The sequence below is a fragment of the Desulfobacter vibrioformis DSM 8776 genome (genome assembly GCF_000745975.1).
Classification (GTDB): domain Bacteria; phylum Desulfobacterota; class Desulfobacteria; order Desulfobacterales; family Desulfobacteraceae; genus Desulfobacter; species Desulfobacter vibrioformis.
The window spans coordinates 59128-80097 of sequence record NZ_JQKJ01000002.1 but is presented as its reverse complement, the minus strand read 5'-3'; the positions used below and the strand labels follow the sequence as shown (position 1 = coordinate 80097).

Sequence of the window (20970 nt, the reverse complement as noted above, 5' to 3'; positions counted from 1 at the left end):
ACGCATGTGGGCTGTTTGAACACTGTCATTAGGATGATGCAAAAATGATCGACCCAGAAGCCATAAACCGCCTCAAAGAAATTGTGGGCAAGGACAGATGTTATGATTCCCCCGAGCAACTGGCCTGTTATTGTTATGATGCCTATTTTGAAGAGGCCATGCCCGACCTGGTCCTGTTTCCCTGCACCCGGGATGAGGTGTCCGGTATTTTAAAAATATGTTCTGCCCATAAGATCCCGGTGACGGCCCGGGGCGCGGGAACTTCGGTGTGCGGGGCAAGTATCCCGGCCAGAGGCGGTGTGGTCCTGTGCTTTTCAAAAATGAACCGGATTCTTGAGATCAACACCAAAGACCGGTACGTGATTGTGGAACCCGGCGTGGTCAATGCTGATCTTCAAAAGGCCCTGGCTCCGTTCGGGTTCTTTTATCCCCCGGATCCCGGCTCCATGGCCGTGTCCACCATTGGCGGCAACGTGGCCCAGAATGCCGGGGGGCCCCGGTGTCTGAAGTACGGTGTAACCGTTGATTATATCCTGGGCATGGAGGTGGTGCTGGCTTCGGGAAAGGTGGTGCGCTTCGGCAGCCGCAATGTCAAGGATGTCACCGGGTACCGGCTTTCCAGCCTGTTCTGCGGGTCCGAAGGAACTTTGGGCATGGTTACTTCCGTCATCCTCAAGGTGCTGCCCCTGCCTGAAAGCGTGTCCACGCTGCTTGTCACCTTTGATGACCTGGATAATACGGCAAAAGCCGTGGCCGATATCATTGGTGCCGGTATTTTGCCGGTGGCATTGGAGCTGATGGACAGGACCACCATCCGGACCATTGAAGCCAAGGCCCATATCGGACTGCCCGTGGATGCCGAAGGCACACTGCTTATCGAAGTGGACGGGGCAAAGGAAGCGTGTGAAAAAGAGATAAAAAAAATTACCGAAAAGCTTGGGGCCAACGGGGCTGTGAGCATAGAGATTGCCAAGACAGATGAGGAACGTGATAAACTCTGGCAGGCAAGACGTTCGGCCTATGGTGTCTTTGCCAAGCTTTCACCGAGTCTGTACACGGAAGATATTGTGGTGCCTGCCAGTAAAATTCCGGAAATGACCCGTATGATCGTGGATATCGCAGATAAATACAAGCTCATCGTGGGGGTGATGGCCCATGCCGGCGACGGAAACATACACCCCATGATTCCGGCGGACAAAACCGATAAAGAAGAGTGGGGCAGGGTGAAAAAAGCCTTTGACGAGATTATGGCGGCAGCCGCTTCCCTGAACGGCACCCTGTCCGGCGAGCACGGCATCGGCCTTGCCAAGGCCGAATATCTGCCTTTGGTCATGAGCGAAGATGCCATTGCGTTCATGGGTGTCATTAAAAAAGCAGTGGATCCGGACGGCATCCTGAATCCCGGGAAGTTTGTGTAACATGGCTGATTCATACGGACAAAATTGCAACCGGTGCGGATTCTGTCTGTCTGTGTGCCCGACATACCTGGCCCAGGGCACCGAGGATGCTTCCCCGAGAGCCCGGATACAGCTCATTGATTTTTTTTCAGACCATAGGGTCGGTTCGTCTGAAAAGCTCAAGGAGATCATCTCCAAATGCCTGATGTGCGGTAACTGTGCCAGCATCTGCCCTTCGGGCATCAACCATCCCGAGCGTTATGTACGCATGCGCGAAAAGATGATTCGCGATCACGGGGACATGCCCGGGATCAAAAGCCTGGTCTATCTTCTGGCAAAGGAATCCAGAATCAGGATGGCGGCAGGGGCCGCGAAAATAGCCCGGAAAATTGTACCCCAGGTGTTTGCCGAAAAATACCGGCTGGGCAGCATCGCGTTAAAACAGTTTCCTGTTTTGAATAAAGTCCCGTTCAGGGCAGCGGCCCGGGACGCGATGACGCACAAGCCCGGGCACAAATCAAAAGCTGCATCAGGACTGAAATACGGACGAGTGGCTTATTTCACCGGCTGTGCCACCAATTACCTTTTTGATGACACCGGCTTTTCTGTCCTGAACATTCTGCGCCACATGGGGGTTGAGGTGATCATTCCCGAAACCCAGACCTGCTGCGGCACTCCCATGCTTTTCCACGGCGGCCGGGAAAAGGTAAAAAGCAATGTGAATAACAACCTGGCCTGCCTGGATGCCCAGGGCATTGATGCTGTGATTGTGGACTGCCCCACCTGCGGCGCTGCATTGAAAAATGACTATCCTGCGCTTGCAAAAGAGTTTGGTCTGGATCAGGATGCGGCAAATCGGGTTGCAGGAAAAGTGGTGGATATCAGTTCCTTTATCATGGCCCATGAAAGCCCCGAAAACTTCCCTCAAAACGATGAGATGATCCGCGTCACCTACCACCAGCCCTGCCATCAGCGAAACCATATGCCCACCCCGGGAAGTGCCCAGGCACTTTTGAATGCACTAAAGGGTGTTGAATATACCCAGGCCCTGGATATGTCATCCTGCTGCGGCGGGGGAGGGACTTTTTTCTACGAGTATCCTGAGGTGTCCAGGGGCATCGCAAAGAAAAAGGTCGCCAATGCCAAAGCCACAGGCGCGGATTTCTGGGTGACGGACTGTCCGGTATGCCGGATCAACCTGGGCGGATATCTTGATGAATCCGCAGGCTTAACCGTGGTGCATCCGGCGTGTGTCGCCGCCCGATTCCTGCCGGATCTGAAGGGCAGAACAAGACAATTCAATTAACTGGTGGCGGTCGCATGAACATTATTTCAACCATCATACCGATATTCATTATCATCTTTCTGGGTATGTTTGCCCGGTATAGAGGCTTTTTCTCCCGGGATTTTTTACACCAGGCCAATCGCCTTGTTTATTACATTGCCATCCCTGCCATGATTTTCAGCGCCATTGCCCAATCTTCTTTGAAAACCCAATTTCATCCGGGGGTGATCCTGGTTACGCTTGCAACTGTGTGTCTTATTGTGCCGGCAGCCTGGCTGACGGCACACACCGCAAACGTTGCACAATCATCAAAGGGATCCTTTATTCATTGTGCCTTTCATGGCAATCTGGGGTATATCGGCCTGGCCGTGGCCTTTTATTACCTGGGCCACGCGGGCCTTGTCAAGGCAGCCATTATTGCAGGCTTTGTCATGATTCTGCAAAATATTCTGGCTGTGGCAGTGCTCCAGTTTTACAGCCGGGATGCCGGCCGCAGTACAAACCTGACCTCAGCCCTGGGTTCTGCCATGACCAACCCGGTGATCCTGTCTGCCCTGGCCGGCATTGTTTATTCCCTTTTGGGGCTGCCCCTGCCGGTGATTCTGGACCGGTCGCTTACCATCCTTAAGGGAATGGCGCTGCCCATGGCACTGCTGCTGATCGGGGCTTCTCTCTCCTTTGGAAAGATCAGGCTGGTCTTTTCTTCTGTGGTGATGACGTCGGTGTTAAAGCTTCTGGTGATGCCCGCCATGGGATTTGTTTTGTTTAAATTGTTTGGGATATCTGCCCAGGATTTTATTCCGGGGCTGATTATCCTTGCTGCGCCCTCGGCTACCCTGGTCTATATCATGGCAGCACAGATCGGCGGTGATCCGGATCTTGCCGTGGCCGCCATCTCAATTTCCACGCTTCTGTCCGGGCTTACTTACGGGATATGGCTGAGCATGGGGTGAAAACATGCGGTGTCTAAAATTTACAATTTCAGCGCTCCGGGGATGGTACACACCGGAATGGGTTCCATTTTATGCCGGTTGGCCCGGTTGAATTTTTTGTATACGTCCAGAACATCTTTCTGATGATCTGTTATATCCTGGCTTTTGTCTCCGGCTTCATAGGCCATGGCCCATTCCAGCTCCTCATAGGAGGCCCCGATCTGGCTTTCGTCTGTACGGTTGTCTTCCCAAAGCCCGTCGGTGGGCCGGGCTGACAGTATATCCCGGCTGACGCCAAGGTACCGGCCCAGGGCATATACGTCGGTTTTCATCAGGTCTGCAATGGGGGATATGTCCACGCCGCCGTCCCCGTATTTGGTGTAAAATCCCACGCCGAAATCCTCCACTTTGTTCCCGGTGCCGGTCACGAGCATGCGATGGTGGGAGGCAAAGGCGTACAGGGTGATCATGCGAAGCCTGGACCGGGTATTGGCCATGGTCAGGCCATCCTGGATGTCCGGCGGCAAGGTTGTTTTTACCTGTTCAAAGACCGGGGTCAGGTTGACATCATGGCCTGTGACATTGTCATAGGTTTCGCACAGCCAGGAAATGTGCGCACTGGACCGGGAGATCTGGTCCGATGCCTGGTGGATGGGCATATTCAGGGCGATTACAGGGTAACCTGTCCTTGCGCATAAAGTTGATGTGACAGCGGAATCAATCCCGCCGGATACGCCGACGGTGAATCCCTTTAATCCGGATGCGCCGACATAGTCTTTCAGCCAGTTGATGATGTGGGCAGCCACTTTTTCTGCATTCATATGCGTTCCTTGCATGGATGGGTTGCTTGGGTTTCCAAATCCCGGCAGGCAAACTGCCGGGCGTATTCGTACAGCATGATGGAGGCGGCCACGCTGACGTTCAGACTCTGGGAGCGCCCGTACTGGGGGATGGTCAGCTGTTTGACTTCCGGGAACAGGTCCGGTTCAAAGCTGAGGCCGAACTCTTCATGGCCGAACACAAAGGCGCTTTTTTCAGGCAGGTCCACATCCATCACCGGATCGCCCTGGCCCGGTTCAAGTATAAAAGGGGTGTATTCCCTTTCAAGAAGTTGGGCGTAGCAGGAGATGAAGCGGCTGTGGAACTTTGCCGGCACATATTTGAATGCGCCCATAGCAGGTGCCGGGTCAAAGAAATCCGTGCCGATCAGGTGAACCTCATGGCAGCCAAAGGCTTCCGAGCTTCTGAATATCTTGCCGATGTTAAAGGTGGGTTTCAGGCCGTCCAGAACAATGATGCATTTGTGAATGCCCGGAGTGGCCAGGCGGTTTTTATTCCGGTGGCGGCGAAATCGGCGCTTTGCCTCTTCCTTTGCCGCCTTGATCATCATTCTTGCTTTATATGAGCCCATGACCCTTTTTTCCAGTTGAGTTTCAAATATTTTGTATACACCCTTGCTGTGAAAATTGCAAAAGTCCTTAACGGTGTTTTAACACCGCCATGGTCAGGCGGGACACGCAGATCAGCTCCCCGGTATCGGTTTTAATGTCAATGTCCCATACCTGGGTGGTCCTTCCCAGGTGTAAGGGGGTGGTCCGGCCCGTGACCCGGCCCTGGGATATACTTTTAATGTGATTGGCTTTGATTTCAAGGCCCACGCTGTAATGCCCGTCGTCAAGGGTCATGTGGGAGGCGCAACTGCCAAGGGTTTCGGCCAGGACCACCGAGGCACCGCCGTGGAGGATGCCCATGGGCTGATGGGTGCGGCTGTCCACGGGCATGGATGCGGTCAAAAAGTCCTCTCCTTTTTCTATAAAAGTAATATCCAGGAGACTTACCAGTGTATTTGCCCCGAGCAGATTCATATCACCAACCGTGAACTCTTTTTTCCAGATCATGTTCTGTCCTTAATTTCTTTATCCTGATTCAGTATAAACGGTTACAGGCCGAAAAAATTGCTTTGTTCGTGCCATTTTCCTTCTGGCGCAGGCGCGGCATTACGTAAATACATATTGGATTTGGATGAACTTTGCAAGATGGGACCACCGCTGCTTAGATATGGGTGGGCGAAATTAGAACCAAGCCCGGGCATGGCAATGGATGGGATGTTGTCCAGCACCCATCCATCGCCGGCAAGCTCACAGAGCCTCTACTTGGTCTCGTAAGTAAATTTATCCATGAGATTAACATCACCGAGCACTGCCTTGGTGGTGATGGTATAAATGCCTTCCTTCTTCATGTCCGCCGTGATGCCGAACCCCTCACCCATGAGCATGGCCATGGCTTTTTGGGTATTGCCGTCACTGTCTTTAATCATGAAACCGACTTTGCCTTCCAGAACCTTCTGATGGTCTTTATCCATGATATAGACCATGATGTGATGGGGTTTGTCCATATCCTTTTTTTGCTGTTCCCGCAGGTCCATCAGGTAGTAAGAAAGCATGTACCCGTCTACTGTGGACGTGTGGAATAGTTCGCCTATTTTTTCCGACTCGTCCGTCTCGTGTTTTTCCATGCTGAAGGTGGTGCCGGTTATTATAAGGGCGGCAAGCATCAGGGTCAAAAGTGGAATTAAAATTTTTTTCATGGAAACGTTCCTTTCATTATTTGGGGTTTTTATTTAATTCCCAGTTTTTCCACAGATCGTAGAGCACCGGGATGATAATCAATGTCATGATGGTAGAGGAGACCAGCCCCCCCACCATGGGGGCGGCAATGCGCTTCATAATCTGGGATCCTGCGCCGCTGCCGTACATAACCGGCAGAAGCCCGATCAGGGTGGTGGCAACGGTCATGATTTTGGGCCGGACCCTGTCCACGGCCCCTTCAACAATGCCTTCGTGGAGGTCGGACGGGGTATTCATCTGATTCTCGTTCGATTTTCGTTTGAAGACTTCGTCAAGATAAACCAGCATAACGATGCCGGTTTCCGTGGCCAGGCCTGCCAGGGCGATGAAGCCCACCCCCACTGCCACGGACAGGTTGTACCCCAGGAGATAGATCAGCCAAAAGCCGCCCAGAAGGGCAAAGGGAAGACTTGCCATGACGATGACCACCTCAATGAGGTTGCCAAAATGGATATAGAGGAGGAGGAAAATTACCAGCAGGGTGGCCGGAATGATTATATTGAGGGTCTTTCTGGCCTTTTCCATATATTCATACTGGCCGGACCAAACCAGGGAATACCCGGCAGGCAGATCAACGTTTTCATCCACCAGGGCCCTGGCCTGTTTTACGTAGGTGCCGATATCCATGTCCCTGATATCCACAAAAACCCAGGCGCTCCGCTTTGAATTTTCACTCTTGATGCCGGCAGGCCCCTTTTTGATGCTGATGTCGGCAAGCTGGGTTAGCGGAATCTGGGCACCGGACGGTGTGGGCACCATTACCCGGCGCAGTTCTTCAAGATTGTCCCTGAACTTCCGGTTGTACCGCAGGTTTACCGGATACCGCTCCAGCCCCTCAACGGTATAGGTCACGTTCATACCACCGATGGCCGTCTTGATAATATCCTGAACATCGGCGATCTGAAGGCCGTACCGGGCGATCTCCCCACGCCGGATATTGAAATCCAGGTAATTGCCGCCGGTTACCCGTTCTGCAAATACAGACAAAGTCCCTTTCTTATTCCTGAGCATGGCTTCAATCTTTTCGCCGATGTCGGCGAGTACCCCAAGGTCGGGCCCGTTGATCTTGATGCCCACGGGGGTCTTAATCCCGGTGGAAAGCATGTCGATACGGGTCTTGATGGGCATGGTCCAGGCATTGGTCAGCCCGGGGAACTTAACCGCCTGCTCCAGGTCGTCAGCCAGTTCCTGGATGGTGATATACCGTTCTTCAGGCAGCAACCAGGCAAAAGGCGCCTTGATCAGGGTCGGCCACCCGGAGAAAAACCGGTCAATGTTCTTTTTGCGCCACTCGTGGATCACCTCTCCTTTGACCTGTTCCGGCCATATCCATGCCAAGGGTTTTTTCAGCCACACCGGCCAGGAGGAGAAGAACCGATCCTTGGAGATCATCTCATACTCGACTTCAGGCCGCAGCATGATCACGGTCTCGATCATGGACAAAGGTGCCGGGTCTGTGGAGGTTTCCGCCCGTCCGATTTTCCCCAGGGTGCTTTTGACCTCGGGAAACCGCTGGATGATCTTGTCGGTTTGCTGCAGCAGCTCCTTGGCTTTGGTAATGGAGATCCCCGGAAGCGTGGTGGGCATGTACAGAAGATCCCCTTCGTTCAACGGCGGCATGAATTCAGTGCCGAGACGGGTCATGGGATACCAGGTCACCGCAATTGCTGCCAGGGCAATGAGCACCGTAACCTTCCGCCGTTTTAATACCAGTTCGATCATGGGCAGATATATCCTGATCAGGAACCGGTTCAAGGGATTTTTCCCTTCTGGAATAATCTTCTGGGGAGAAAGGCAGATTCCCATAAACAGAGACAGCATAAGGGCAAGCACCAGGCTCAGATCCGGCAGCCTGACCCCGGCCACACCCAATGCCAGCACGAACAGAGGCGGCCCTGCCATGGCCAGGACCCATATTTTGACCTTTTTAGATCTGGAAAACCTGGGGTTAATGGGATTTTCTTTTACAAAAAATGTCATCAGCACCGGGATAATGGTGATGGCCAGAACCGAGGAGGCAGCCATGGCGGTTGTTTTGGTATAGGCCAGGGGCCGGAACAACCTGCCTGACTGCTCCATGAGAGAAAATACGGGCAAAAAGGAGACCGTTATGATCAGAAGGCTGAAAAATAGCGCCGGCCCGACCTCTTTGGCCGAGTTGATGATAATCTGGGTATGGGAAAGCTTTCCTCTGTCCCGCTCCAGATGTTTATGGGCATTTTCCACCATCACGATGGACGCATCCACCATCACCCCGATGGCGATGGCGATGCCCCCCAGGCTCATGATGTTGGCGTTAATGCCAAAGGGGTACATAATCAAAAACGACATAAGTATTCCCACCGGCAGGGTGAAGATGGCCACAAAAGCCGACCGGAAGTGGAGCAGAAAGATAATGCAGATGATGGCCACTACGATCATCTCCTCGGTCAGCTTTTCTTTCAGGGTATCCACTGCCCGTTCGATCAGGGCTGACCGATCATAGCCGGTGACGATTTTGACGCCGTCGGGCAATCCTTTTTCAAGAGCGGCAAGCTTTGCTTTGACCCGCTTGATCACCTCAAGGGCATTCTCCCCGTACCGCATGATCACGACCCCGCCTACAGCCTCGCCCTCGCCGTTCCACTCCAGAATTCCCCGGCGCAATTCAGGGCCGATCTGGATATTGGCGATATCCTTCAGCAGGATGGGGGTACCCTTGTCGTCAAAGGAAATGGCGATCTGTTCCAGATCTTTGATGGACTTTATATACCCCAGCCCCCTGACCATGAATTCGGTTTCTCCCATTTCAATAAGTTTGCCGCCCACATCGGCGTTGGAACGCTGGATGGCTTTCTTGATTTTCTGAATGGAGATATTGTAAGAGAGCAGCTTGTTGGGATCCACTTCCACCTGGTACTGTTTGACAAATCCGCCGATACTGGCCACTTCCGAGACCCCCGGGACAGAGGTCAGCTCATAGCGCAGAAACCAGTCCTGAAGCGATCGAAGCTGCTGCAGGTCGGTATTTCCCCTGGTGTCCTGGAGAGTGTATTCGTAAACCCATCCCACCCCCGTGGCATCCGGTCCCAGGCTGGGCGTCACCCCCCCGGGCAACCTGCCGGAGACGAAGTTGAGGTACTCCATCACCCGTGACCTGGCCCAGTATATATCGGTGCCGTCTTCGAAGATCAGGTAAACAAATGAGTACCCGAAAAAGGAGTACCCCCGGACCACCTTGGCATAGGGCACGCTGAGCATGGCCGTGGTCAAGGGATAGGTCACCTGGTCCTCCACCACCTGGGGAGCCTGGCCCGGGTATTCCGTATAAATGATGACCTGGACGTCGGAAAGATCGGGGATGGCGTCCAGGGGGGTGTTGACCATGGCCAGGATACCGCCGACAATGACGAAAAACGTTGCCAGCACCACCATAAATTTATTGTGTACGGACCATTCGATTATCTTGTTAATCATTACAGCGTCCTTGTTTTTTATTCCATATCCTTAAAGAAATCATCTCCAGCGTCCGGTTGCTTTTCCATGTCGTTGAAGAAATCGTCCGAAGCCCCGGCATCCGCTTCCCTGCCGGCCTTGGCAGGACCCTTGGACTTGGATTCGATCATCTTCTGTATGGCCTCCTTGAGCTTTGATTCTGAATCCAGGAGGAACTGGCCGGATACAACGATATTGTCGCCCTGGACCAGGCCGCTGAGCACCTGGATACGGCCCTGGTCAAGAAACATTCCGGTGGTCACCTCCCTGGGGGTGAACCGGCCATTTCCTTTGGCCACGAATACGATCTTTTTATCACCGGAATGGATCACTGCCTCTGCAGGAATTGACTGTCCCGGATTTTCCGGGGCGGTGTCGATCTTGATCCGGGCAAACATGTCGGGCTTGAGTTTTCCATCGGCATTATCAAAGGAGAGTCGGATGACCACATCCCGGGTCTTGGGCTGAAGATAGGGGAATATATAAGCGATTTTTCCCATATAGGTTTTGCCCGGAATATAGGAAAGCGTCATTTCAACGTTCTGGCCTTCATAGACCAGATTCTGCTCATACTCGAAAATATGGGCTTCCACCCAGACGGTGGATAAATCTGCGATGGTGAACAGGCTTTCCCCGGTTTTCACATAAGTGCCTTCAATGACATTCTTTGAGACCACCACGCCCCTGTACGGCGATCTCACAGTCAGGGTTTTGCTGACTTTTCCGGTTTTTTCGATCTGGTCGATCTCTTCTTGTGCGATGTCGTAATACAAAAGCCTTTTTTGGGCTGACTCCAGAATGGTCTGATTCATAAGGCTTTTATTCTGCCGGAAGTTCTTAAATGCCGAAAGATACTCCTCCTGGGATGCCAGAAGGGAAGGTGAATAGATTTCATAAAGGGGCGCTCCTTTTTCCACCACAAAACCGGTGTAGTCGGCATACAGCTTCTCAATCCATCCGCCGGCCTTCAGACTGACGATACCGGTGCGGGTCTCGTCAAAGGTTACATGGCCATAGGTTTTGATGGTGTGGTTCAGCACCCCTTTTTCCACCTTGGCCACCCTGAGGCCCATATTCTGTTCAACAACCGGATTAATCTTGATATCCACACCGCCCACCAGTTCATCTTCGTACACGGGGACAAGGTCCATGCCCATTTTGCTTTTCCCGGGGGCTTCGTAGATTTCGGCGGGATCCATGGGCGCTTTCCAGTAAGCGATTTTGCGTTCATCTGTTTCACTGCCGGTGTCTGCAACCTCATCCTCGTATACAGGAACCAGATCCATGCCCATTTTACTTTTTCCGGGTTCATCATAGATCTCGGTGGGGTCCATGGGGGCTTTCCAGTAGATGATTTTCCTTTCCTTTGACGCCGTATTCCCGGTGGCTGACCCAGCGGTATCTGTACCATTTCCCCCGGTTGGCTGCAAAAAGGTCAGGGCCAGGTAGACAATGCAACCTGTTATCAATGCCGTGAGGATGACGATGATGACTGTATTCTTTTTTTTCATAGTGGTATTCCCGATAATTATCTGAGCGGTTTTCCGATAACGTACTCCAGTTCTGCAAAGGAGATGCCGTAGTCCGAATTTTTCCTGGCAATGGTCAGTTGCACCTTCAGCCAGTAAGTATAGGAGTCGATGGCCTGGGAAAATGGAATGGACCCGGTCTCGTATTCCCGTGTGGTCACATCCAGGGCCGATTTGGCCATGGGCAGGATCTTATCCCGGTATAAAAGGTGTTCCCTGTGGTTTTTATCCGCCTTGAACCAGGTTTGCCTGACCATTCTGTCCGTTGCATTTTCCTGGGCCTCAAGGGTGTTTTTCAGGCTGGAAAGGGTTTTCCGGGTCTGTTCGAGCCAGGGTTCACTGACACCGTACCAGGCCCGGACCGGGCTGTTGTTTCCCATGGCTGCCATGGTTTGGGTGGCAAAGGCTTCTTTTGGGGCATCGGTGCCTGTGGTGTTCACCAGGCCGGCATCATTGAAAGAGAACCCCAGCGTTGTCCGGGCCTGGGTCATGGTCTCGGCCATTTCCACCATTCCCGCCACTTTATCAACCTGGAATCTGAGTGCCGCAAGTTCCTGGCGGTGAGCCCGGGCCTGGACATACAGACCCGCCTCTGCCGGGAGGTTTCCAGGCAAGGGGGCAGATTCAAGTTTGCCGACTTCAAACCAGGGAAGATCCAGGAGTTCACATAACCGGATGGACACCGTCTTTTTCTCAGAGGCCAAGGTCACAAGGCTTTCCTTGAGTTCTTCCAGTTTGATATTGATTTTGATCACATCCTGAAAGCTTGTCTTTCCGCTTCTGTAGAGAATTGTTGCCACATCTTTGAGTCGATCAAAGGCCGCAATGGTGTCCCGGGTAATCCTGATGGACCGGGTGATGAAGTCAAGATCCCGGAACACGGTTTCAACATCTCTTATAACGGTCTTAATGGTCACAGCCGCCTTTTCCATCTGTTGTGAGACCGTGTTCTCAACGATCTTTCCCTTCAGTGCGGTCAGGCCCGGGGAGGGGAAGGCCATTTTAACCGAATCCTTTGCCTTTACCGGTCCGACCTTGTTGTTGACAGCTGCGGTGAATGTGCTGTACCGGCGCAGCTGGTCGTCCAGATTCATCACCTGGTCAAAGGACTGAATTTCGGCCAGGATTTTTTCTCCTGCGGCCCGGATTTCCGGATTCCTCAAAAGGGCAATGGCCTTGATTTCCTCGGGCTTCACCCGCTGCCCCAGAAGGCGGATCAGGGCTGTTTCGTCCCCGGCAATTTTCTTGATGTGCGAATAGGTATCCGGATCGACCCTGTTTTGTACCATGGTGGCCAGGTCCCTCTCAAACCCGGGCTTGACAGATGCAAAAGCGTCCGGCCCGGTCGTCCCTTTGTCCTGGAAATCTTCTTTTACTGTGGCGGACGGTGCTGCTTCGGGTATGCTAAAAATTGCCGGCGGCTGGTAGGTGTTCAGTTCTTTTTTCATCTGGCGATAGCTCCCAGACACAGAAGAAGATGAAAAAAGAGCAAGAACTGTGATCATCCATATCAGAGGTTTCATTGGTCTTTATCTCCTTTATCCGGTTCTGGCCGCTTGAGGTCCAGGATGACCCCGGCCAGCTGCTCCAGCCGGGCAAGGTTTTTCGCATAGTCGGCCCGGGCCCGTTCAAGGGAAAGCTGAAAATTATAAGCCGTGGCCTGGATTTCCAGATAATCGCTGAAGCTTCCCTTACCCTCACGAAACCAGGTTTCAGCAGTACCGAGGGAGGCCATGGCATTGGGCAGCAAATGTGTTTTATACAGGGTGATCAAACGGTCCGAGTTCTGAAGTTTGAACCATATCTGGCTGATCTTGGACCGAATGGTGTTTATGGAGACCTGTTTCTGAGCCCGGGCTTGAATTTCAAGGGCCCGGGCCTTTGCCGTGCGGCTGATGTTTTTCCCAAACCACAGGGGCAGGCTGAGACCCGCCTGTATCCCCAGTGCATCGTCTTCGGCATCCTTGGGCGGGGTCGCCACATCCGGTTCTCCGATTCCGGCGTAAAAAAGCCCCAGTTTAAAGGTGGGAAGGTTTTCGTACCGGGCAAGCCGGACAGCTTCTCCGGATTTTTCCACCTCCTGGTCTGCGATGAGGATGTCTTCCTGGTAAAGCGAGGCCAGTTCGTAGATCTGCTCAAGGGCGTAGACCACCTTTCTGGCCGGCAGGGACACGGCCTGGCCGAGAGGGGCTTCGGGAGGTCTGTTGAGCAGGGCGTTAAGGTTTGTCTTTTCGGTCTGTGCAAGTTCCTGGAGCAGGATAATGTCGTAACGGATCTGGGCAGTCTGGGCCTGGGCCTTGGACACATCATAAAAAAGAGCCTTATCCCCGGCATAGGCATTTTCGCTTATAGCAGTCAGCTGTTTGTTGATATCAAGATTTGCCCCGGCCACCTCAATGGCCTTCTGGATATAGACCAGTTCGTAATAGGACCTGGAAACGGATGTAATGATATCCCTGACGGTTTTATCCAGTTTCAACCTGGCAATTTTCGCATCTGCTTCCAGCACCTTGCCTTTCTGGGAGAGGGTTCCGGGAAAAGGAATGGCCTGGGACAGGGTCAGGTTCCAGTCCTGGGGCCCCAGCCTTGTCTCAATGGGCTTGGGGAAATAGGTGGTCATCAGCTGGGGATCCGGGTAGCTTTTACCGATCCTGTAGTTCTCGATAAAGGCATTCCATGATGCCCGGGATGCGGTAATGGAGGGATTTGACTCATAGGCATAGGTGAGCAGGTCCCTGAGTTCAAGGGTGTCTGCCAGTCTGGCTTCAATTTCAGGAAGGCTGGGTCCGTCTTCCAGTGCCAGTGCCTGGACAGGCAGAAATACCAGGCCCCATAATCCCAAAAGCAGGGTTAAAAGAAGTGATCGTCCCATTGACATTCCTTTTGGTTTGATTAGGTTAAAATCAATGTAACCGCTGCTTGAGCCAGTCGGATAACTATATGCGGATTAATCTGACACAGCAGCTTCCGGTAAAAAAAAAACGAATCAAAGAGTAAGGTGACGTTTTTAGATGATTGCTGATTAATATATGGTTTTTGAGATCTGAACTCAATAGCAAATTCATCTTTTCGCAGGGCAATCGCCATGAAAAATCATCCGATCAAGATAGCTTGGATAACTTTCCACCAAGCTAGCATGGCGTATATGAATTCAACTTTGGTTTCAATACCCGTTTACCAACAGGATTTTTTATGATTTTCAAATTCCTTTGGATAGGGTATTGTTGAACATTTGAATTTCATTTAGGAGATATCTCATGCCAATCGTCAACCATCAGCAATATTGCCGGATGCTGGATAATGCCAAACAGAACAAGTTTGCATACCCGGCCATTAACACCACCTCAAGCGAAACCATTAATGCCGCACTTTTAGCATTCAAAGAGGCCAACAGCGACGGAATTATCCAGGTTTCCACAGGCGGGGGCAGCTTTGCCTCGGGCCTGGGCGTGGGGCAATCCTATAAAGGCGCCATTGCCCTGGCTGAATTTGCCCATTCCATGGCAGCCTGTTATGATGTCAATATTGCCCTTCATACGGATCACTGCCACCCTGAATATGTGGACCCTTTTTTAATGCCCCTGATTCAAGAGACGGCAAAGCGCCGTGCCAAGGGACTGCCCAACCTGTTCAGTTCCCACATGTATGACGGCTCAGCCCTGCCCATGGCTGAAAATATTGCCGCCGCCAAAAAGATTATGGCGGACTGTATGGCCAATGACCTGATTCTGGAAATTGAAATCGGCGTGGTTGGCGGCGAGGAAGACGGGCATGATACCTCGGATGTGAAAAAAGAAAAACTGTATACAACACCCCGGGACATGGTGCTGGCTGCAACGGAACTGGGTGCCATGGGACGCTTTCTTCTGGCCGCGACCTTCGGCAATGTGCATGGGGTGTACAAGCCGGGTAATGTGGTGCTCAAACCCACAATTTTAAAAGACGGCCAGGACGCCGTGGCCAAGGCGCTTGGCGCGGACACCCGGCTGGACCTGGTATTCCACGGCGGATCCGGTTCTGAATTAAAGGACATCCACGAGGCCCTTGATTACGGGGTGGTTAAAATGAACGTGGACACAGACACCCAGTACGCCTATACCCGGCCCGTGGCAGACCATATGATGAAAAATTATGATGGTGTGCTCAAAATTGAAGGGGAAGTGGGCAACAAAAAGGTGTACGATCCCCGCTCCTGGGGCAAAAAAGCTGAGCGGGGCATGGCTGACCGCATTATGCAGGCCTGCCGGGACTTAAGATCTGAAGGCACTTCCCTTGGAAAAAACATCTGATTGCCGTCCCTGATTCCCGATTCCAAAGCAAAGCGACAAAAGGCATGTTTCTTGGGTCGTGTTGCTTTGGTTTGTTTTTTTAAGAGGAGAAGAGAATGAAGAAGCTGTTTTTGCTTGCCTTTGCCCTGTGTTTATCTGCGGTACAGACAGCCCAGGCCTCCCCCCCAAAAGACACCCTTGTCATGGCGTTTAAAATAGATGATATTATTTCACTGGATCCGGCGGAAATTTTTGAACTTTCCGGTGCTGAATATGCCGCAAACGCATACGACCGCCTGATTAAATATAATGTTGATCATGTCAGTGAAATCTATCCGGGTATTGCTCAAACCTGGGAGATCTCAGATGATGGGTTGACTTATGTATTTAAAATCAGGAAAGGGGTGATCTTTGCCTCGGGTAACACGCTGTCAGCAGACGATGTCGTCTTTTCCCTTCGCCGTGTTATCCTGCTTGACAAGTCGCCGGCCTTTATCCTGGCCCGGTTTGGATTTACGCCTGACAACGTGGAAAAAACCATAACCAAGGTGGATGATTACACGGTAAAGATCGTTGTGGATAAAGCCTATGCCCCCACCTTTCTGCTTTACTGCCTGACCTCAACAGCCGGGTCTGTTGTGGATAAAAAAGAGGTCATGGCACATGAACAGGACGGTGATCTTGGCTATGGCTGGCTTAGGACCGGATATGCCGGTTCCGGGCCCTATACATTAAGAACCTGGAAAGCATCGGAAATCATGATGCTTGATGCCAACAAACATTACTGGGGAGATGCGCCGAAATTGAAACGCATCATCATCCGGCATATCACCGAATCTTCCAGCCAGCGCATGCTGCTCGAAAAAGGCGACATTGATATGGCAAGAAACCTGACTGCGGATGATCTGAAAAGTCTGGAAAACAATACAGAGATAACGCTTCAGAAAAGGGCCAAAGGTAAGGTCTATTACCTGGGGCTGAACCAGAAAAACCAGTATCTCAAGATACCCGAGGTGCGCCAGGCACTTAAGTATCTCATTGATTACAAAGGCATGGAACAGACCATCCTGAACGGCCAGGCCACCTTGCACCAGGCCTTTTTGCCAAAGGGATTTCCGGGCGCCCTGGAAGAAACGCCTTTTTCCCTTGATATTGAAAAAGCAAAAACACTTTTAAAAAAAGCCGGCCTTGGGAACGGATTCTCCGTCACCATGGACACAAGAAATTTCGAACCGCTCACCTCCATGGCCCTTTCCATCCAGTCCACCTTTGCCAAAGCCGGCATAAAACTTGAGATTATTCCCGGGGACGGCAAGCAGACCCTGACCAAATACCGGGCCCGCCGGCACGACATCTATATCGGAGACTGGGGACCGGACTATATGGATCCGCACACCAATGCAAACGCCTTTGCACACAACCCGGACAACGCCGATGATGCGAAATCCAGATCCCTTGCCTGGAGAAATGCCTGGGATATCCCGGAGATGACCCAAAAAGCCGACGCCGCTCTCCTGGAACGGGATACGGCCAGACGCGCCCGGATGTACCTGGATCTCCAGCGGGAACACCAGCAGTGCTCTCCCTTTGTGATCATGTTCCAGAAGATTGAAGTGGTGGCTGAAAAGGCCAATGTTAACCATTTCATTCTGGGGCCAAATTTTGACAGTAATTTTTACCAGTACATAACCAAATAATTTGACCATGGGCCTAATGACCAAACAGGCTCTAAAACAGCCGGTCCGGATACTGGTGATGCTGTCAACCACCTTTCTGGGCCTTTTGCTGATCACCTTTCTCATTGGCCGGGTTGTTCCCATTGACCCGGTCCTGGCTGTGGTCGGCGACAAAGCCTTGCCCCAGGTTTATGAAAAAGCCCGCATTGCCATGGGACTGGACCTGCCGCTGTGGAAACAGTTTTTTATTTATATCTCAAATGTGCTCACCGGCGATTTCGGCACATCCGTGCTCACGGCCAATCCTGTGATTGACGACATTTTAAGGGTTTTTCCGGCCACCTTTGAACTGGCCATCACGGCTACGGTCATCGGCGTTCTGGCGGGCATTCCCCTTGGCATATTCTCGGCGGTAAAAAGAGACAGCTTTCTGGACCATGTCACACGTGTCATCGGCCTGTTCGGATATTCCCTGCCCATTTTCTGGCTCGGGCTGATGGGGTTGATGTTTTTCTATGCCCGGCTTGACCTGCTGCCGGGGCCCGGCCGTGTGGATGTCTTTTATGAGGGCATTGTGACGCCTGTCACCGGCTTTTTGACCCTGGACAGTATGATTGCCGGGGAGTGGGAAATTTTCAGAAACGCCGTGTATCATCTGATTCTGCCGGCCTCCCTTCTCGGGTATTATTCCATGGCATATCTGTCAAGAATGACCCGGTCCTTCATGATTGAGCAGCTTGGCCAGGAGTATATTCTGACTGCCCGGGTAAAGGGCGTCAAGGAGTGGAAGGTGATATGGGGGCATGCCCTGGGCAATTGTGCCATCCCATTGATTACCGTTATTGCCCTTGGTTTCGGCACCCTGCTTGAAGGCTCGGTGTTGACGGAAACCGTTTTTGCCTGGCCGGGCCTGGGCCTTTATCTGACAAATTCCCTGCTCAACGCCGACATGAATGCGGTCCTGGGCTGCACCATTGTTGTGGGGGCCATATTTTTGGGGGTGAACCTGTTCTCCGATTTTTTATACAAAATCATGGATCCAAGGGCCCGTTAGTTTCCCCCAATGATATTTAAATTATGACAAACAACGCATTAAAAACAGGCGGTATGAGGGAATGGCTTCTGGCGGATACGCCGGAGTCCTCTTTCCAGGCCTGGGCCGGCAGGGCCTATCTGGGGCTTGGGGCATTCATGAAAAACCGGCTGGCGGTTCTGGGGCTGCTGATTATTGTGGCACTGATTGTCATTGCCGTGTTCGCACCTGTGATTGCGCCCTATGATCCGGTTGAAACCCGGATCGGCAACCGCCTTGCGCCATTGTCTTCAACCCACTATCTGGGTACGGACGAGATGGGCCGTGATATTTTCTCCCGGATTGTCTGGGGATCCCGCCTGACCCTTTATGTCATCGGTCTTGTGGCCATTATTGCAGCACCTGTGGGACTCCTTGTGGGCACGGTTGCAGGGTATTTCGGCGGAATCGTCGATATGGTGCTCATGCGTATCACCGACATTATCCTGGCATTTCCCAAGCTTATTCTGGCCCTGGCCTTTGTTTCTGCGCTTGGCCCGGGAATTGAAAACGCCATTATTGCCATCGCCATCACCTCCTGGCCACCTTACGCCAGGATTTCCCGGGCAGAGACCCTTACCATCAGGCATTCGGATTTCATAAAAGCCGTCAGGCTGCAGGGCGCCGGTGGGCTCAGGATTATTACCGGCCATATCATGCCCCTTTGCCTGTCTTCGCTGATTGTCCGTGTCACCCTGGATATGGCAGGCATTATCCTCACATCCGCAGGCCTTGGCTTTTTAGGGCTTGGGGCACAACCGCCCTGTCCGGAATGGGGTGCCATGACCGCCGGCGGAAGAGCGTATATCATCGACTACTGGTGGCTGATCACCATGCCCGGGACCGCCATTTTTATTGTCAGCCTTGCATTCAACCTTTTGGGGGACGGGCTTCGCGAAGTCCTTGATCCCAGGGGTGGCAACTGATGGCCGGCAACACACCACTGCTCACGGTAAATGATCTGTCCGTGGTCTTTCCTTCTCCCAAAGGCGATGTCTGCGCGGTCAACAACCTCGGCTTTTCCATGGGCAGGGAAAAAATCGGGATCGTGGGAGAGTCCGGTTCCGGAAAATCCGTGACCGGCCGGGCTGTACTGGGCCTGTTGCCGCCCTATGCCAGGGTTACGGCATCGGATATCACCTTTAAGGGCAGAAATCTTCTGACCTGTTCCGAAAAGCAGATGAGGCAAATCAGAGGCAGGCAGATCTCCATGGTCATGCAGGATCCAAAGTACTCCCTGAATCCGGTAAGAACCGTGGGAAATCAGATCAGCGAGGCCTATACCATTCATCATAAAGCCGGGAAAAAGCAGGCCCGGCAAAAAACTTTGGATATGCTCAAGGCGGTCAGGATCAGGAATCCTGCCCAGGTATACGGCCTTTATCCCCATGAGGTGTCCGGGGGCATGGGCCAGAGAATCATGATTGCCATGATGCTTATTCCCGAACCCAGCCTGCTGATTGCTGATGAGCCCACATCCGCCCTTGACGTTACGGTGCAGCTCCAGGTCCTTGCCATCCTTGATGATCTGGTCCAAGAAAGGGGGATGGGCCTTATTTTTATCTCCCATGACCTTGCGCTTGTATCTTCTTTCTGCGACAGGGTGATCATTATGTACGGCGGACAAATTATGGAAGTGGTGGACGCAGTCAATCTGCATAAGTCAAATCATCCTTACACCAAGGGATTGCTTGGCTGCCTGCCTAAAATAGACGGCAACCCGGACCATCTGCCCACACTTGTCCGGGATGAGGCCTGGCTTAAGCCGCCGCCAAAATGCTTTGGCAGGGGAACTGCCTTATGATTAGCATTGAGAACCTCAATATTTTTTTCGGCCATGGCCAGACCCGCAGCCATGCGGTAAAGGATGTGGGGTTTACCGTGGAAAAGGGTGAAAGTTTCGGCCTGGTGGGAGAGTCCGGATCAGGCAAATCAACGGTTCTCAACTGTATCGCAGGGCTTTTGACCCATTGGAGCGGGCATATGGAAATTGACGGCGTCAGGTTAACCCAGACAAGGGACATGGCGTTTTACCGGAAAGTTCAGATGGTTTTCCAGGACCCTTACGGCTCCCTTCATCCCAGGCATACCATTGACCGGACACTAAAGGAACCGGTAAAGATACACCGGCTTGGGGATGCCAACCAGCGGGTGGCGCAGGTGCTGGAGGAGGTTGGCCTGGGCGCGAAGTTCAGGTTCCGTTTTCCCCACCAGCTCTCGGGCGGGCAGCGCCAGCGGGTGGCAGTGGCCCGGGCACTTATCCTTGATCCTGAGGTTATCCTGCTGGATGAACCCACCTCTGCCCTGGATGTATCCATCCAGGCCGAGGTGCTGAATCTGCTCCAGGATATACGCAAGGAAAAAAATCTGACCTATCTCCTTGTCAGTCACGACCTTGCCGTGGTCTGTCATATGTGTAACAGGCTTCTGGTGATGAACCGGGGAAAATCCGTTGAGACCCTGACCCGCAGCCAACTTAAACGCGGTGCGATCAGTGAAAAGTACACAAAACAGCTTCTTATTGCCAGCAAGGGATACGACCGAACCGCCATTGATCAATTCCAGGATTTCGAATGACCCGAAAAATTTTTGATTTTGCAAGTTTTTTTCAGATGGTATACGCTTTGACTGTTTCCTGCCAAAGGGATGATGTACCTTAGCGCATGGAAATGTTACCTGGATCCAAAGATTAATATTTAATTTGGATGGT

Annotated in this window: 18 protein-coding genes; 9 read left to right on the top strand and 9 right to left on the bottom strand. The window is 52.3% G+C overall.

Features of this window, described 5'->3' with window-relative positions:
• Positions 1–44 precede the first annotated feature (44 nt).
• Genes Q366_RS02215 through Q366_RS02205 form a run of 3 tightly spaced genes read left to right on the top strand, consistent with a single transcriptional unit; the run spans position 45 to position 3635 of the window.
• Positions 45–1418 (top strand): FAD-binding oxidoreductase, encoded by a 1374-nt coding sequence (locus tag Q366_RS02215; protein ID WP_035235907.1) that lies wholly within the window; start codon positions 45–47, stop codon positions 1416–1418.
• A 1-nt stretch (position 1419) separates the two neighbouring features.
• The gene (locus tag Q366_RS02210; RefSeq protein ID WP_051957773.1) at positions 1420–2703 is read left to right on the top strand and encodes a (Fe-S)-binding protein; all 1284 of its coding nucleotides are present in this window, start codon (positions 1420–1422) and stop codon (positions 2701–2703) included.
• 14 nt (positions 2704–2717) lie between these two features.
• Positions 2718–3635, top strand: coding sequence for an AEC family transporter (locus Q366_RS02205; protein WP_035235905.1), 918 nt, complete (start codon positions 2718–2720; stop codon positions 3633–3635).
• Positions 3636–3655: 20 nt separating this feature from the next.
• Here Q366_RS02205 and nadE read toward each other — a convergent pair whose 3' ends face one another.
• From nadE to Q366_RS21180, 9 genes are all read right to left on the bottom strand, one after another.
• Complete coding sequence (nadE, locus tag Q366_RS02200) at positions 3656–4435, bottom strand: NAD(+) synthase (RefSeq protein ID WP_035235903.1); 780 nt, start codon at positions 4433–4435, stop codon at positions 3656–3658.
• Positions 4432–5025, bottom strand: coding sequence for a TrmH family RNA methyltransferase (locus tag Q366_RS02195; protein ID WP_035235901.1), 594 nt, complete (start codon positions 5023–5025; stop codon positions 4432–4434). Before Q366_RS02195 ends, nadE begins: the two co-directional genes overlap by 4 nt.
• 67 nt (positions 5026–5092) lie before the next feature.
• On the bottom strand, positions 5093–5512 hold the full coding sequence (locus Q366_RS02190; RefSeq protein WP_035235899.1) for a hotdog fold thioesterase: 420 nt from the start codon (positions 5510–5512) through the stop codon (positions 5093–5095).
• A 251-nt stretch (positions 5513–5763) separates the two neighbouring features.
• On the bottom strand, positions 5764–6201 hold the full coding sequence (locus tag Q366_RS02185) for a hypothetical protein (RefSeq protein WP_035235897.1): 438 nt from the start codon (positions 6199–6201) through the stop codon (positions 5764–5766).
• Positions 6202–6217: 16 nt separating this feature from the next.
• A complete protein-coding gene (locus Q366_RS02180; protein WP_035235895.1) occupies positions 6218–9697 on the bottom strand; it encodes an efflux RND transporter permease subunit in 3480 nt (1159 codons plus the stop codon).
• Between the two features lie 17 nt (positions 9698–9714).
• Entirely contained in the window at positions 9715–11226 is a 1512-nt protein-coding gene (locus Q366_RS02175; protein ID WP_035235893.1) for an efflux RND transporter periplasmic adaptor subunit, read from the bottom strand.
• Between the two features lie 17 nt (positions 11227–11243).
• A complete protein-coding gene (locus Q366_RS02170; protein WP_051957772.1) occupies positions 11244–12767 on the bottom strand; it encodes a TolC family protein in 1524 nt (507 codons plus the stop codon).
• Positions 12764–14116: a TolC family protein gene (locus Q366_RS02165; protein WP_035235892.1), complete on the bottom strand. Its 1353-nt coding sequence runs from the start codon at positions 14114–14116 to the stop codon at positions 12764–12766. The genes Q366_RS02170 and Q366_RS02165 overlap by 4 nt, the downstream gene beginning before the upstream one ends.
• Before the next feature lie 20 nt (positions 14117–14136).
• A complete protein-coding gene (locus tag Q366_RS21180; RefSeq protein ID WP_156968086.1) occupies positions 14137–14331 on the bottom strand; it encodes a hypothetical protein in 195 nt (64 codons plus the stop codon).
• Positions 14332–14501: 170 nt separating this feature from the next.
• Here Q366_RS21180 and fbaA point away from each other — a divergent pair, with 170 nt between their 5' ends.
• The 6 genes from fbaA (at position 14502) to Q366_RS02135 (ending at position 20837) form a co-directional block, all read left to right on the top strand.
• A complete protein-coding gene (gene fbaA, locus Q366_RS02160; RefSeq protein ID WP_035235890.1) occupies positions 14502–15533 on the top strand; it encodes a class II fructose-bisphosphate aldolase in 1032 nt (343 codons plus the stop codon).
• A 95-nt stretch (positions 15534–15628) separates the two neighbouring features.
• Positions 15629–17209 (top strand): ABC transporter substrate-binding protein, encoded by a 1581-nt coding sequence (locus Q366_RS02155; protein WP_035235888.1) that lies wholly within the window; start codon positions 15629–15631, stop codon positions 17207–17209.
• A gap of 16 nt (positions 17210–17225) precedes the next feature.
• A complete protein-coding gene (locus Q366_RS02150; protein WP_035235886.1) occupies positions 17226–18242 on the top strand; it encodes an ABC transporter permease in 1017 nt (338 codons plus the stop codon).
• A 23-nt stretch (positions 18243–18265) separates the two neighbouring features.
• A complete protein-coding gene (locus tag Q366_RS02145; protein ID WP_035235885.1) occupies positions 18266–19186 on the top strand; it encodes an ABC transporter permease in 921 nt (306 codons plus the stop codon).
• Complete coding sequence (locus Q366_RS02140) at positions 19186–20064, top strand: ABC transporter ATP-binding protein (RefSeq protein ID WP_035235884.1); 879 nt, start codon at positions 19186–19188, stop codon at positions 20062–20064. Before Q366_RS02145 ends, Q366_RS02140 begins: the two co-directional genes overlap by 1 nt.
• Complete coding sequence (locus tag Q366_RS02135; RefSeq protein WP_035235883.1) at positions 20061–20837, top strand: ABC transporter ATP-binding protein; 777 nt, start codon at positions 20061–20063, stop codon at positions 20835–20837. The genes Q366_RS02140 and Q366_RS02135 overlap by 4 nt, the downstream gene beginning before the upstream one ends.
• Positions 20838–20970 lie beyond the last annotated feature (133 nt).